Source organism: Streptacidiphilus sp. EB129, assembly GCF_041262645.1.
Lineage (GTDB): Bacteria > Actinomycetota > Actinomycetes > Streptomycetales > Streptomycetaceae > Streptacidiphilus.
In genome coordinates, this window is sequence record NZ_JBGCCS010000075.1 from 1 (window position 1) to 13449 (window position 13449).

9 protein-coding genes, 1 pseudogene and 1 riboswitch are annotated in these 13449 nt (G+C 69.9%); of the genes and pseudogenes, 6 read left to right on the forward strand and 4 right to left on the reverse strand.

Translation table 11 applies throughout. The features are described 5' to 3' along the window. Nucleotides 1-412 precede the first annotated feature (412 nt). The 4 genes and pseudogenes from ABH925_RS36800 (at nucleotide 413) to ABH925_RS36815 (ending at nucleotide 3397) form a co-directional block, all read left to right on the forward strand. Nucleotides 413-1276: a CAP domain-containing protein gene (locus tag ABH925_RS36800; RefSeq protein ID WP_370155813.1), complete on the forward strand. Its 864-nt coding sequence runs from the start codon at nucleotides 413-415 to the stop codon at nucleotides 1274-1276. 8 nt (nucleotides 1277-1284) lie between these two features. Then, nucleotides 1285-1467: pseudogene (locus ABH925_RS36805) on the forward strand (DUF6192 family protein); the annotation flags it as partial. Between the two features lie 577 nt (nucleotides 1468-2044). Beyond that, nucleotides 2045-2650 carry a TetR family transcriptional regulator gene (locus tag ABH925_RS36810; protein ID WP_370155815.1) on the forward strand — a complete coding sequence of 202 codons (606 nt, stop codon included), beginning with the start codon at nucleotides 2045-2047 and terminating at the stop codon, nucleotides 2648-2650. 102 nt (nucleotides 2651-2752) lie between these two features. After that, the gene (locus ABH925_RS36815) at nucleotides 2753-3397 is read left to right on the forward strand and encodes a cysteine hydrolase family protein (RefSeq protein WP_370155816.1); all 645 of its coding nucleotides are present in this window, start codon (nucleotides 2753-2755) and stop codon (nucleotides 3395-3397) included. A gap of 337 nt (nucleotides 3398-3734) precedes the next feature. Here the strand turns inward: ABH925_RS36815 and ABH925_RS36820 are convergent, their stop codons facing one another. Beyond that, nucleotides 3735-4619: a helix-turn-helix transcriptional regulator gene (locus tag ABH925_RS36820; RefSeq protein WP_370155818.1), complete on the reverse strand. Its 885-nt coding sequence runs from the start codon at nucleotides 4617-4619 to the stop codon at nucleotides 3735-3737. Nucleotides 4620-4841: 222 nt separating this feature from the next. Here ABH925_RS36820 and ABH925_RS36825 point away from each other — a divergent pair, with 222 nt between their 5' ends. Together ABH925_RS36825 and ABH925_RS36830 are read left to right on the forward strand one after the other, a co-directional pair. Next, complete coding sequence (locus ABH925_RS36825; RefSeq protein WP_370155821.1) at nucleotides 4842-5609, forward strand: SDR family NAD(P)-dependent oxidoreductase; 768 nt, start codon at nucleotides 4842-4844, stop codon at nucleotides 5607-5609. A 128-nt stretch (nucleotides 5610-5737) separates the two neighbouring features. Continuing rightward, nucleotides 5738-6583 carry an SDR family oxidoreductase gene (locus ABH925_RS36830; RefSeq protein ID WP_370155823.1) on the forward strand — a complete coding sequence of 282 codons (846 nt, stop codon included), beginning with the start codon at nucleotides 5738-5740 and terminating at the stop codon, nucleotides 6581-6583. Between the two features lie 867 nt (nucleotides 6584-7450). On the opposite strand, the gene ABH925_RS36835 is transcribed toward ABH925_RS36830, so the two are convergent. The 3 genes from ABH925_RS36835 to ABH925_RS36845 all read right to left on the reverse strand — a co-directional run bounded on the left by ABH925_RS36835 (nucleotide 7451) and on the right by ABH925_RS36845 (nucleotide 13431). Beyond that, entirely contained in the window at nucleotides 7451-9886 is a 2436-nt protein-coding gene (locus ABH925_RS36835) for a non-reducing end alpha-L-arabinofuranosidase family hydrolase (protein WP_370155825.1), read from the reverse strand. 270 nt (nucleotides 9887-10156) lie between these two features. Continuing rightward, complete coding sequence (locus ABH925_RS36840) at nucleotides 10157-12001, reverse strand: RICIN domain-containing protein (protein WP_370155827.1); 1845 nt, start codon at nucleotides 11999-12001, stop codon at nucleotides 10157-10159. 193 nt (nucleotides 12002-12194) lie between these two features. Beyond that, nucleotides 12195-12309: riboswitch (SAM riboswitch) on the forward strand. Nucleotides 12310-13161: 852 nt separating this feature from the next. Continuing rightward, nucleotides 13162-13431, reverse strand: a complete 270-nt coding sequence (locus ABH925_RS36845) for a hypothetical protein (protein ID WP_370155829.1) — start codon at nucleotides 13429-13431, stop codon at nucleotides 13162-13164. Between the last annotated feature and the right edge of the window lie 18 nt (nucleotides 13432-13449).

Genomic DNA, 13449 nt, shown 5'->3' on the forward strand with positions numbered 1-13449 from the left:
GATCTACCCCGACCCGCACACCCCCGACGAACTACCGCCCACCGCATAACCGTTGGCATGCGACCGTTACACCACTCCAAGGGACATGACCGCGGCGTTGCGCAGCCGTCCGTGCCGTCCGTCCAAGCCAGGTGGGGCTTCGGCGGGCATCGGTCCTGACGGAGTCACTCCAGCGCGGCAGCCCCGAAGGAATAGCGCCCCGAGGCCGTCGAGGGGTGGCTCAAAACATGGTTGCCCCTCGTACGACGAGCGCCCTCGCCGCGTGTGACGCCGATACCGCGTCCCAGGCGTCAGGTCGCGGGGTCGGGTTGGAGCGCAGGGTCGGCTTCGGTTTTCGTTATCGGGGCTCTGCCGCCAGGTCTCCAGGGCACCGGGGCGAACGATCGCGCCGGGCTGTCACGAAGGTGGGTCCATGAACGGTGAGTTCGAGACTGCGGAGTTCGACGCGGTTTCCTCGGGCGGGGGCGCGGCGCGGCACGGCAGGGGGCGCGGTCGGCGGCGGTCCGCCGCGCACCGAGGCGGACGGGCGGCGGTCGTCGGCACGGTCGGGCTGGTCACCGTCTGCGGCGGGGCGTTCGGGGTCATGGCGTCGTCGGGGTCGGGTTCCGTGCCGTCGCCGACCGTCGCAGGCGCTGCGGACGTCGCGACCTCGGCGCAGTCTGCCGGTACCGTTGCCCCGACCGGGCCGGGCGACACGCCGGGCACCACATCCCCGACCTCCGTCGGCTCGCCTGCCGCAACGCCGTCACCGCACCCGAAGGCCCCGGTCGGCTCAGCCACCGCCGCCGGCAGGGCGAAGTCCACACCCACGACCGGGAGCAGCACGCACCCGAGTGTCGTTCCCCGGGCGGGCGGCGGCCAGGTCTCGGGCACCCCGGCCACCGGCACCGCCGCGCAGTTCGCCCAGCAGATCGTCGACATGGTCAACGCGGAGCGCGCCAAGGCAGGCTGCGGCCCGCTCAGGGTCAATGCGAAACTGCAGACCGCTGCCCAGGAGCACTCCGACGACATGGCCGCCCGCGACTACTACGAGCACGACACCCCTGAGGGCATCGACCCCGGCACCCGGATGACCAACGCCGGCTACAGCTGGCAGAGCTGGGGCGAGAACATCTACAAGAGCCCGACGGACCCCTCCACGGCCATGACCGGCTGGATGAACAGCCCCGCCCACCGGGACAACATCCTCGACTGCTCCTACCAGGAGACCGGCGTCGGGGTGAACCTCAGTGGCAACGGCCCGTGGTGGACCGAGGACTTCGGTCGGCCCCAGTAGCTGCGAGGATCGCAACCGCCGGGCGGGTGGTCCCTGGCCTGCGCGGACGCACCCTGTCCGGGGACGAACGCGCCCTGATCCACGAGAACCTGGCCCGGGTGCGCGCGACGCTGGGATGGATCGAGCACGCGGTGGACACTGGAATGGTCGACGTGGATGCCGAGCTGGCCCGCCTCCTGCAGGGCGAGTAGCCGTGGACCGGCGCTCGCCCACGGCGGAGCGCCATGCGCAGACCCTGCGGATCGCTGATGGAGGCCGCACCGGCCGGTCTGACGTTCCCGCAGCTGATGAGCGTCTGCGAGCTGTCGCGCCACCAGGTCCGCAGCGGGCTGGGAGCGTTGCGGGACATCCGCGCGGAGCGGGGCCGGCCTCCGGTCCTGTTGAACCGGGGCAAGGGCTACCGCTTCTCCGCCGACGCCGACGAACCGGAGGCGTGGGAGCGCGCCTGGGTCGGGGTGAAGACCTCAGCGCGTCGAGAGGGCGCGTACGCAGGGCGTGAGCAGCCACTACGAGCCGAGGCGCATCGCTTGGGGGCTCCGGCCAGCGGTAGTGCGGCGACTTGGTCGGGTGGTCTTCGGTCGGGGCCGGCATGAAGGCGGGGCCTCCTGTCCGGCTCGGGATTGGTGAAGTCCGAACGACCCGACGGTGATGCGGTGCCGGTCCATCGGTTTCGTGTCGTCAGAGCCGAGAGCGTCACGGGCGGTGCCCTCGGGCAGCCGGACGGCCCGATTGCCAACCGGCGGGTTGGTTGCTTCGTATGCTGGGCGCATGGCATGGGACACCGCGAGGACCAAGAGGCTGCTGCTCGACGCGGCCATGGACGAGTTCGCCGCGCATGGGCCCGAGGGCGCGCGGATCGACCGCATCGCGGCCGCGGCCGGGGTCAACAAGGAGCGGATCTACCCCTACTTCGGGGGCAAGCGGCAGCTGTTCGCCGCAGTGCTCCAGCGCGAGCTGGAACAGCTCGCCGCCGCCGTGCCGCTGGAGGAGGCGCACGGGCGGACGGTGGACCTTCCCGAGTATGCGGGCCGGGTGTTCGACTACCACCTCGCCCATCCGCACCTGCTGCGCCTGCTTCAGTGGGAGGCCCTGTACAGCGATGCCACTGCTCCGGTCGCGGGCGAGGAGCAGCGGGCCGCCCACTACGCCGAGAAGGTCGCCGCGCTCTCCCGTGCCCGCCGGGGGGTCGCAGGCCCCGAGTCCGCCAAGGCGCAGCTTGCGCCCAAGGAGTTGCTGTATGCCGTTGTCGCGCTCGCCGGCTGGCAGTTCGCCGCGCCGCAGCTCGCCCGCATGATCATCGGCGGGACGGCCGGTGAGGATCCGGTCGTCCGGCGTGCCGTCGTCGTGGACATGGTGCGCAGGCTCGCGCTCTGACCCGCCTGCGACCATATTTCCAACTGGCGGGTTGGAAGTGTGGTCTGCTCGCGCTAGTGTCCAACTCGTCAGTTGGAAATACTCCGGACAAGGAGCCTGACCATGACGGTCATGTCCGCACGCCCGAAAGCCGCCCTCGTCCTGATCGAGTTCCAGCGCGAGTGGCTCGATCCCGAGCACGGCCGCCTCAACCACCTCGTCGAGGACCGCGGCCTGCTCGACACCGCCGTCCGCGGCGCCGCCGCCGCGCTGGCCGCCGCCCGCACGCACGGCGTTCCCGTCGTGCACGTGCCGCTTGTCCTCACCCCCGGCGCACCGGAGCTGGAGGGCTGGACCCCGGCCCTGCTCGGCCTGCGCGCGGCGATCCCCAAGGCTGGCACCTGGATCCAGGGCAGCACCGGCGTCGAGTTCGCCGAGGCCTTCCAGCCCGCCCCCGGCGAACCGGTCGTGCGCGGCCGCGCCGGCGCCAGCGCCTTCGCCGGCTCCTCCGACTTCGACCTGATCCTGCGCCGACTCGGCGTCACCGACCTGTACCTGGCGGGCTTCGCCACCCATGTGTGTGTCGAATCCACCCTGCGCGAGGCCCATGACCGCGGCTACACCACCCACGTCATCCACGACGCCTGCGCGGCCTTCACCCGCGCCCAGCAGGAACACGTCCGCGAGCACGTGATCCACCACTTCGGCGACGGGACCGACGCCGCCGCCTTCGCCGCCTCACTCGACGCCGCGCTCTCCACCCCGTGACGGCGACGAGTGCGCCGTCGCCGGGGAAGACCCGATGGGGCAGCGCGGCTTCCTCACCCGCCTCGGCCTGCTGCCGGCCGTCCTGGGGACCGCCGCAAAACCGCCTCGAATTCCGCAAAGGCCATCTTCGTTGAGACTTCCCAGCGGGGCGTTCTCAATCAACCTGGCACCCCTGCAGTTCGGCACAAGATCCACAGCCCAACTCGATGCGACAGGACACCCCTGGTTGACCGTTCACTCCTAGTGGTGCTGATCCCGGCCCCGATCTGTGCAGCGGTGTTCTCGCCGACGATCCGCAGCATGGCTGTCGGCCTGCGCAGATTGGGGGTCTTTGGGTTCAGACGGCTCGGTGCGTCTCGTCGGTGGCGTGCGGACCGGCTGTGGTTGTGCTGGTCCAGCTGGCGAGGATGCCGAGGGCTTCGGCGGAGGGGGAGGCGGGTTCGGGGGTCAGGATGACCAGGGTCTGGTCGGGGTCTCCTTCGACGGCCAGGACCACGTAGTCGAGGGTCAGGTCGCCGACGAGCGGGTGGTGCAGGCGTTTGGTGCCGGTGGCGTGGGCGAGGACGTCGTGGTCGGCCCAGATGCGGCGGAAGGTGTCGCTGTGCAGGGACAGCTCGCCGATCAGCTCGGTGAGCTGCGGGTCGTCGGGGTGTCGTCCGGCGTACAGGTGCAGGGTGGCCACGCAGTCGCCGGCGGCTTTCTCCCAGTCGGCGTAGAGGCTTTGGGCGGCCTCGTCGAGGAAGACGAAGCGGGCGAAGTTGCGCTCGCGGTGGGGCCGGGCCTGGAAGTCGGCGAAGAGGGCGCAGCCGAGCCGGTTGGCGGCCAGGACGTCCATGCGTCGCCCCTGGATGAGCGCGGGGGTACTGAGGGAGTCCAGGGCCCGGTACATGACCGGGCTGATCCGCTGCGGGCTCAGTGGCCGCTTGGGGCGGGCCCGGGTTGCGGTGGGTTGGGCGAGGTCGAAGAGGTGGGCGCGCTCAGTGTCGTCCAGCTGCAGCGCGCGGGCGACGGCCTCCAGGACGGCCTCGGAGACGCCCTGGGTGCGGCCCCGTTCCAGGCGGATGTAGTAGTCGACGCTGACTCCGGCCAGCTGGGCGACTTCCTCGCGGCGCAGTCCCGGCACCCGGCGGACCCGTGGATCGGGGGCGAGGCGGGCCTGTTCGGGGGTGATTCGGGCCCGGCGGGTGCGCAGGAACTCGCGGATCTCGGTGCTGCGGTCCATGGGTCCACCGTACGGTCGACCCCCGCGCGCCGGGTGTCCTAAAGGGGCACTGGCAGACCCCCGGCAGAGCCGTGCCTGCTATGGAGGCCCGGGCGTGGTCACGGCGTGGTTGCCTGGATGCAGGGGCCACTGCACTGATCATGACGCTCGCAGTCGCATTCCTCCCCACCTGGTGTGACACCCCGACGCGAGCTCCCGTACGCCCAGAATGAGGACACTCCCATGGCATCGAATCTGACCGGCACCGTCGCCCTGGTCACCGGGGCGAGCAGCGGCATCGGCGCTGCCACCGCCCGCCGGCTGGCCGAGCACGGTGCCGCCGTCGCTCTCGTGGCCCGCCGCAAGGATCGCCTGGCCGACCTGGCCGCCGAGATCGAGAAGGCTGGCGGCACCGCGCTGGCCGTGGAGGCGGACATCACCGACCCTGCCCAGGCCGAAGGGTCCGTCCAGCAGGCGGTCGAGCGCTTCGGACGCCTGGACACCCTGGTCAACAACGCCGGTCTGATGCTGCTGGGCCCGGTCGTCGGCGCGGAGGCCGAGGACTGGGACCGCATGATCGACGTCAACGTCCGGGGCTTGCTGTCGACTACCCATGCCGCCCTGCCGCACCTGCTGCGGGCAGCCGGGGAAGGCCCGCGCCGGGTCGCCGACATCGTCAACATCAGCTCGATCGCCGGCCGCGTCGCGTGGAACGGCTACGGCGTCTACAACCTCACCAAGTTCGGCGTCAACGGCTTCACCGAGTCCCTGCGCCAGGAAGTGACTCGGCGACACGTACGCGTCGGCGTCCTGGAACCGGGTGGGGTGGCCACCGAGCTGGGTTCGCACAACGACCACAAGCCCGAGGTTCGCGAAGTGATCGGCGCCTTCTACGAGCAGACCGAGGCGCTCGCCCCGGAGGACATCGCCGACGGTGTCACCTACATGGTCACCCGCCCCCGTCATGCCTCGGTCGGCGAACTGTGGATCATGCCTACCGATCAAGCCTGACTCCCAGCGCGGCAGCGATCGATGAGCGTGCCGACGGCCGGGGAGACCTGACCGCCTTCGGCGAGACCGCGCGTCACCACACCAAACCTGGTGCTGAATACGGCGCCGCATCTGAGAGGGAACCCACCATGAGCAAGGTCATTTTCGTCACCGGTGCCGGACGCGGCCTGGGCATCGACATCGCCCGCCAGGCCCTCAAGGCGGGCCACCGGGTCGTCGCCACCGGTCGCCGCCCCGAGGAGGTCGAGCAGACCCTGGGCGGGCCGCAGGAAAGCTTGCTGGTCACCAAGCTGGACATCACCAGCCCGGACGATGCGCGGGCAGCCGCTCAGGCCGCAGTGTCGCGCTTTGGCCGCATCGACGTCCTGGTCAACAACGCCGGGAACTTCTTCGCCGGCTACTTCGAGGAGATCACGCCCGCACAGATGCGCCAGCAGTTCGAGACCAACCTCTTCGGCCCCATGAACGTCACCCGCGCGATCCTGCCGATCCTGCGCGAGCAGCGCGCCGGCCACATCATCACCCTCTCCTCGTCGGCCGGACTGATCGGCCAGGAGTTCTGCGTCGCTTACGCCGCCTCCAAGTTCGCCGTCGAGGGGTGGATGGAGTCCCTGCGCTACGACTTGGAGCCCTACGGCATCCACACCACGGTCGTGGAACCCGGCTTCTTCCGCACCGAACTGCTTGTGGACGCCTCCACCACCTGGCCCGAGCCGACCATCGAGGACTACGCCGAGCGCACCACCGCCACCATCGCGGCCTGGAAGAGCATGAACGGCCAGCAGCCCGGCGACCCCGTCAAGCTCGCCCAGGCCCTGCTGACCATCGCCGACCAGGCCATCCCGCCGCTGCGGTTCGTCGCCGGCGCCGACGCCATCGAGGGCGTCAAGGCCAAGGCTCAGGAACTGCTGGCGCAGGCGGAAGCCTCCCGCGAACTGGGCGGCGACCTGGCCCATCACGGCGGCAACGGATGAGCACCGGCCGCGGCTCGACCCCGGCACCACGCGTCCACCGCCAATCCGCGCGCCCCTGCGGAGATTCCGCTCGGCTGCACCCAGGGATAGGACGCGAGAGCGGGCTACTGGAGGGCTACGGGTACACGACCGTGAGACGGAATGCGGCGGCCTCGGAATGAGACACCTAGGAGAAGCCCAGGTCGATGCGCGGGAAGGGGGCATTCCGAATGCGGGCCTACAGGAACCCACGGCGTGCGCACCTACTGGTGGTCGCCGGGGATGCGGACGCTGCCACCGAAGTGACCGCCGGGCGGATCCGACACACCGGGGTTCCCGGCGGTGTCGTCCGCAGGGGAACGGGGGCCGGTTCCGCCGCGATGCCGCCTGCGGCGCTGCGGGTGAGGGAACCGGGTTGTGAGACCAACTGCGGTACCCGCGTCCGAGTTGACGTTCCGTGTCCTTGAGCTGCAGGTCTCCTGCTGGCCCTGCGGCCGCCTGGATGGTTCACTTCTACCCTGGTCATCGAATGTCTGTTCGAGGGAGTGGCGTAGGCTGGGATTCCCAGAAGGGGCATATCGGGTGTATCGGTCGGGGTGGCGAGGAGGTAGCGGCGGTGTGTTTACGCATCTGCAGACCGCGTCCGGCTTCTCGATGCGCCGGCATTGGAAGGGTCGTCGCCGGCTGACGGTTGGTCTTCCCAGTCGGCAGCGTCGTCAGCGTCACAGCCCCACAGATAGCCAGGTCTTCGCCAAGTCGCGGGCTGGTCCAGTGTGTGTCGGTCACCTGTCGTCCGCGTCGCCCGGGGCATGTTCGGTGGCGGTGTTCCGCCGAAAGAAGGAACCCCGGCCGCAGTACGGCCGGGGTCCTCGACGCTTTCTCGGATGGTCAGTGCTGCAGGGTCAGCACGCCGGGCTCCCAAGGCAGCTGGTCGTAGGGGCCGCTCGCGGAGGGGGACTTGCCCTGGTAGAGGAGCTGCAGGTTGCAGGGGTCGATGGTCATGGTCTGGTCGGGGTTGTTGCGGACCAGGTCGCCGTGGCTGATGTCGTTGGTCCAGGTGGCGCCGCTGTTGGCCTTGCCCGCGAAGGGGTTGCTCTCGGTGGCGGCTTGCGGGGTCCATGAGCCGCTGAGGCTGGTGGCGGTGAACGAGCGGAAGTAGCGCTGCTCGTTCGCCCCCCGGGCCTCGACGATCATGAGGTACTGGTTCTGGCCCTGCACCTTGTAGACCTGGGGTGCCTCGAACAGGTTCTTCGTGGAGTCGCTCATGACGGTCGTGTACGACGAGCCGAAGTTGCCGGGGAAGTTCCCGATCGGCATGCTCGCACGGTAGATGTTGCCGTTGTCGCCGGCGAAGAACAGGTACATGTTCTGGCCGTCGCCGATCAGGGTCTGGTCGATCGGGCCGGTGCCGGAGCCGGGGAGGCTGCCGGTGAACAGCGGCTGCGGCGCGGACCAGCCGTCCGGGTTGGTGGGGTTGCTCGACGTGCGGTAGATGAAGGGCCACGCGCCCCACTGGTAGGCCAGCGCCCATAGCTTCTTGGGCGCGAAGTAGAACAGGGTGGGCGCCACCGCGGCCTGGCTCATCCCGGTCTGGCGCGCGGATGCCATGTCCGACCAGTTCGTGAAGGGGCTGAACATCATCGAGCCATACGACGACCCCGACACGTTCGACGCGTAGATGAGGTGCTTGCCGTTGTAGACGACATCGGTGAAGTCCTTCACCGAGGCCCATCCGTGCGCCGGTTGGGCCAACGAACCCGTCGAGGTCCAGTGGTACGTCGAGGGGAGGGCGCACGTGCCGCCTGTCGGCGCGGGCGTTGGCGGGGTGGACGACCCGGACGGGCTGAAGGTCCAGTGCTGGTTGGCAGCGCCCCAGGAGTCCCAGACCTGGACGGTGGTGCCGTTGGCAGTCTGGTTGCCGGGGGTCTCCAGGGCTCGGCCGCTGGCGACGTTGGTGAGGGTGTAGGAGCCGTCGCTGTTCTGGGCGGCCTTCCAGTGCTGGTTGGCGCCGCCGTTGGAGTCCCAGACCTGCATCCTGGTGCCGTTGCCCGTCTGGTTGCCCGGCTCGTCCAGGACCCGGCCGCTGGCGATGTTGGTCAGCGTGTAGGAGCCGTCGCTGTTCTTGGTGGCCCGCCACTGCTGGTTGGTGGCGCCGCTGGCGTCCCACACCTGGAGCGGGGTGCCGTTGCCGTTCTCTCCCGCGTATTCGTCGAGAACGCGTCCGGCGGCCACGTCGGAGAGCGTGTAGACGGCGCCGGAGCTGATGCCGCCGCCCGGCGTGCCGCTGCTGGCGCCGGCCAGGGTGGTGAGTACCGCGTTGTAGGCGGGCTTCTTGTTGCCGTTGCTGTCGAACAGCAGCGGGTTCTCGCCGGTGCGCCAGGAGTCGCTGTCGCGGATGCCCCACACCGTGATGCCCGTGCAGCGGGCGACGTTGAGGCAGGCCTGGACGGTGTTGGCATACGCGGTGGCGGACGCCTGGGCGATGTCGAGCTCGGTGATCTGGACGTCCACGCCGAGCGCGGCGAAGTTGGACAGAGTGGTCTGGAAGCTGGCCGGTGGGCCGCCGGCGCCGAAGTGGCTCTGGAAGCCGACGCAGTCGATGGGTACGCCGCGGGACTTGAAGTCCTTGACCATGTTGTAGACGCCCTGGGTCTTGGCGTCGGTCCAGTTCTCGATGTTGTAGTCGTTGTAGCAGAGTTTGGCCGAGGGGTCGGCGTTGCGGGCGGTGCGGAAGGCCTCCTCGATGAAGCCGTTGCCCAGCACGTTCTGGAACACCGAGCTGCGGTGCTGGCCGCTGCCGTCGTCGGCGAAGGCCTCGTTGACCACGTCCCAGGCGTAGATCTCGCCCTTGTAGTGGGTCATCTCGGTGGTGATGTGGTTGTCCATCACACTGCGCAGGGTGTTGGCGTCGGTGATGGAGCTGACCCAGGTGGGCAGCTGGGAGTGCCAGACCAGGGTGTGGCCGCGCATGCGCTGACCGTGCGCGGCGGCGTGGCTGACGATTGCGTCGGCGGGGGCGAAGTTGAACGACCCGCGGGAGGGTTCGGTGGTGTCCCACTTCATCTCGTTCTCCGGGGTGATCATGTTGAATTCCCGGTCGAGAATGGTGGAGTAGGTCGGGTCGTCGAGCCTGCCCGAGGCCACTGCCGTGCCGAAGTAGCGGCCGCTGCCGGCCGCCGCCGCACCCAGCGTGCCGGCGTTCGATGTGTGTGAGGCCTGGGCGACCAGCGGTACGGCAGCACCTGCGGCGGCGAGAACCACGGCGGCGGCGAGCGCGCGGCGGGTTGCCGGACGGCGGCGATGAGAGCGGTTCTGATCTGGCAAGGACTTGTCCTTCTGGCTCAGTGGGCTTTGGTCTCGGCCCCGGTCACCCGTCAGTTGACGCCGGGGCCGGCAAGGTTGCCGTGTTCTGGGAAAAGCCCGTTGTCGGGTGGGAGAGGGGGCGTGCACAGTGGTCCACGTCGTCACGTCCGACCCGGCCGGTGCCCCCACCGACGGCAGCGGTGGGGGGCACCGGCCGCGCAGTCCTCAGCCTGACGAAGAGAACGGACCCGACCCCGTCGAAGCGGGTGGGGCCGGGTCCGCACCTGCCGCCTACTTGAGTGCCACGCCACCTGAGTTGTGATAGGCGAACGTCTTGCTGATCAGGTTTCCGCCGTCGGTCTCGGCCGTGGTCTGCTCCTGCTGCCCCGGGCCGAACAGCAGACCGGCGATGTGCGCGTTCGCGACCTGGTCCATGTGAGCGAAGAACCAGTTCACTTTGTCGTCCTGGTAGTGGTTGAGGGTGTCGTTCTGTGCCATGTTGCCCACGGGGATCTGCCACAGGACCACCGGCTTGCCCACGGACTCGGCCATCGTCTTCCAGAACCGCAGTGCGGCGGCGGCTTTCTGGTCGGTCCAGAAGTTGTCGCGGCCGCCGTGGGCGGGCTGTGCGTACCAGCCCGCGTCACGGTCGGACACGTCGGAGACGAGGAAGTCGGCGTTGCGTGCCCCGAGGCTCGCGTAGTCCTTGACGCATCCCTGTGTGTTGGTCTGCCAGTCCCAGCAGGTGAGGTGCAGCCCCACGGCGGTGTTCGGCGCGTACTTGTGCCCCATCGAGATCAGGCACTGAGCCAGGCCGGCGGCGCTGTTCTCCTGCGATCCGCAGTCTGTCGGGTCCGCGGCCTTGACCTGCGCGGCGACCTGGTGCGGGTCACCGAGCGACCGGACGTAGCCCCAGAAGTCGGGCTCGAGGTCGATCATGTCGTGCGAGGTGCCGATCTTCTGGAGGAAGAAGCGGTAGTCGTTCAGGTAACGGGTGAGCAGGTCGGCCCTGTTGATGGCCTGGACCTCGCCCGGACCGTCGCCCTGGCCCGCCGCGTCGCCGAGGTCGCGCAGCGAGTACCAGGTCCAGAGGAACTTCTGCGGGCGCGGCTTGCCCTGGTAGGTCTCCTGGGCCGCCTTGGCGTCCCGGTAGGTCACGTACGTGCCGGGCGCTGTGGTGCTGCCAGTCCAGCAGCCCCACCAGCCCGTCCACGCGTCCTGGCAGCGGGCCGCCGTGTAGTAGGCCGACGAGGGCGCGGGCTGGCTGTGCACATAGGCGTACTGCACGTCGAACGGCGCGGCGCCCGCCGAGGCGTCGGACATCGAGCCGCCGATGAGCACCGTGTTGCTGCCCATGAAACTCTTCGCCGAGCTGCCGCCGCCCGCGGGGGCCGGCGATGCCGACGGCGCCGACGTCGGGCGGGTGCCGCTCGGCGGGGCGGGCGTGGTGGGCGTGGCGCTGCTGCCGGAGTTCCCCGGGTTCCCGGTGCCATTGACGCTGTCGGCCGGGACGAGCTGCCACTGCTGGTTGGCACCGTTCCAGTCGTGGTATTGGGCGATGCGGCCGCCGTTGGCCTTGGAGCCGAGCGGGACCTCGACGGCCTTGCCGCTGAAGTTGTTGATCAGACGCACGTAGCCGTCCGGCGACTTCTCCAGGTGGAACTGCTGGTTGGCGCCGTTCAGGTCGCGCCACTGCACCAGCTGGGAGCCTTCGGTCTTCGACCAGTTGTAGTCGTCCAGTACCTTGCCGGAGTTCCGGTTCTGCAGGCGGTAGTTCCCGTCACCCGCGTCGATGAACTTCCACTGCTGGTTGGTCCCGCCGGTGCGGTTCCACTGCACCACCGGAGCACCGTCGTTCGTGGCGTAGCCGAAGTCGTCCAGCGCCTCGCCGGTGTTGTGGTTGACCAGCACGTACCAGGCGTTCGTGTCCACGGTTGCCGCTGAGGCCGTGTTGATCGCGACCACGGAGCCGCCCACGACGGCCAGGCTGACGGCCGCCCAGAAGCTCCGGCGCTGGTGCAGCCGACGGCCGCGATGCGTCTGCCGCCCCGGACCGGCCGAGCGGAGCGACGCGCGACCACGGCGGGCGCGGGCGCCGGGCGCCGCCTCCGGCGACGTGGATGGGCGAGGGGACATGTCGGTGCTCTCTTTCAGCCGTTGCCGTTGACCAGACCGCGTGTCCGGACACCACACAGTTGTCACCGCCCCCGGAAAAGGTTGCCTCGACCGCGAAAATTTTTTCGGGCACCTCGCGCCGGACGGCGATCACGGCGGGTCGGGCACCGTGGTGGCATTGTCCAAACGGCGCCGAGCAGTGAGCCTCGTCGCAGGTCATGAGTGTCAGCGTGTGGCCCTGGTTTGCTGACCGGCAACCCTCGACAGCGGTGGGGTGCTCCTGGTGACGACCCGACAGGACGGAGCTGCCTACCGTCCCAGCGGGGCACCGGTGGAAGTGCGCCAGCCCTCGCCTGCGGCCTGACGGTCTGAAGATCACCGAACTGCACCGCCCGGTCGCGGCGGCGTTCGTGCTGATGCACCACACGGCCTCCAGCGGCACCGCCGGCCCTACCGCGGCGCGCCGCGGCGATGTCCGCCGGTGCCCGCGCACGCGAGGTGAGCAAGGTAGTCGACGTCCTGGGTGACGACGACTGGTGAAGTATCCGCACGTCACCGGTGAAGTCACCGGAACAGTCACCAGCGTGTGCCCGTCGGCGCTCCGGGGCCGGAGGCCGCGGTGGCGGCGATGGCCGGGCGCGCTACCGGGCTGCTGGACCCGGTTACCTGCCGCCCCGTCACGGGACCGGTGACCAGTGCTGGTCACCGCGCCCTGGAGGGCCTGGAGGGTATCGGCACGCGGCTGGGCTGCGCCGGCGGGACGTTTCGACGCGCGAGGCCGCTGCTGTTTCGGCGCGCGAGGAAACCTACGCCGCCCGGGCGATCCGATCGTGCGGGGGACGACGTGGTGACCGGTGCGCCGGTGTGTGTGGTGTGCGGGGCGGCGGTGTCCCCGCCGACACCGGCCGGCCCCGGGCGTACTGCGGTCAGGCGTCAGTCCCGGGCGTACAGGGACCGGCGCGCGGAACAACGGGCCGCTCTGGTGGCCGCCGCGGAATCCTCGCGCGCCGATACCGGGTGGGGAGTCCCGTGTGGGTCATCGCGCTGAGGGTCCTGGAGGGCGCAGGGCCGTCCGGGCGCCGCCTCTGGAGTCGGCCCACTGAGCTCACGCTGGAACGTGGATCGGCCCTGGGTCAGTCCAGGGTCGGCCCTGGGTCGGCCTTGGGCCGGTCGTGGGTCGGTCAGGGGTTGGTGGGCTCCGGGCCGGCCTGGTCCAGGGCTTGGCGGCCGGCCTCAGTGAGGGTGGCCGACCATTGACGCCCGCGGCGGTCGGGTTCGCCGGATTCGTCCAGGGTGACCAGGCCCATGGCGGCCACGGGCTTGAGGGTGGCCAGGTGCAGGCCGGCTGTTCCCCGCTCTGCGGGCAGTCCGTGTTCCTGGAGGCGGCGGAGTTCTCCGAGCGCGTCCCACTGCCGCGCGGTCAGCTGAGGATCGGAAGTGTCATCGGGCACCCGAAGATCCTAGGCACC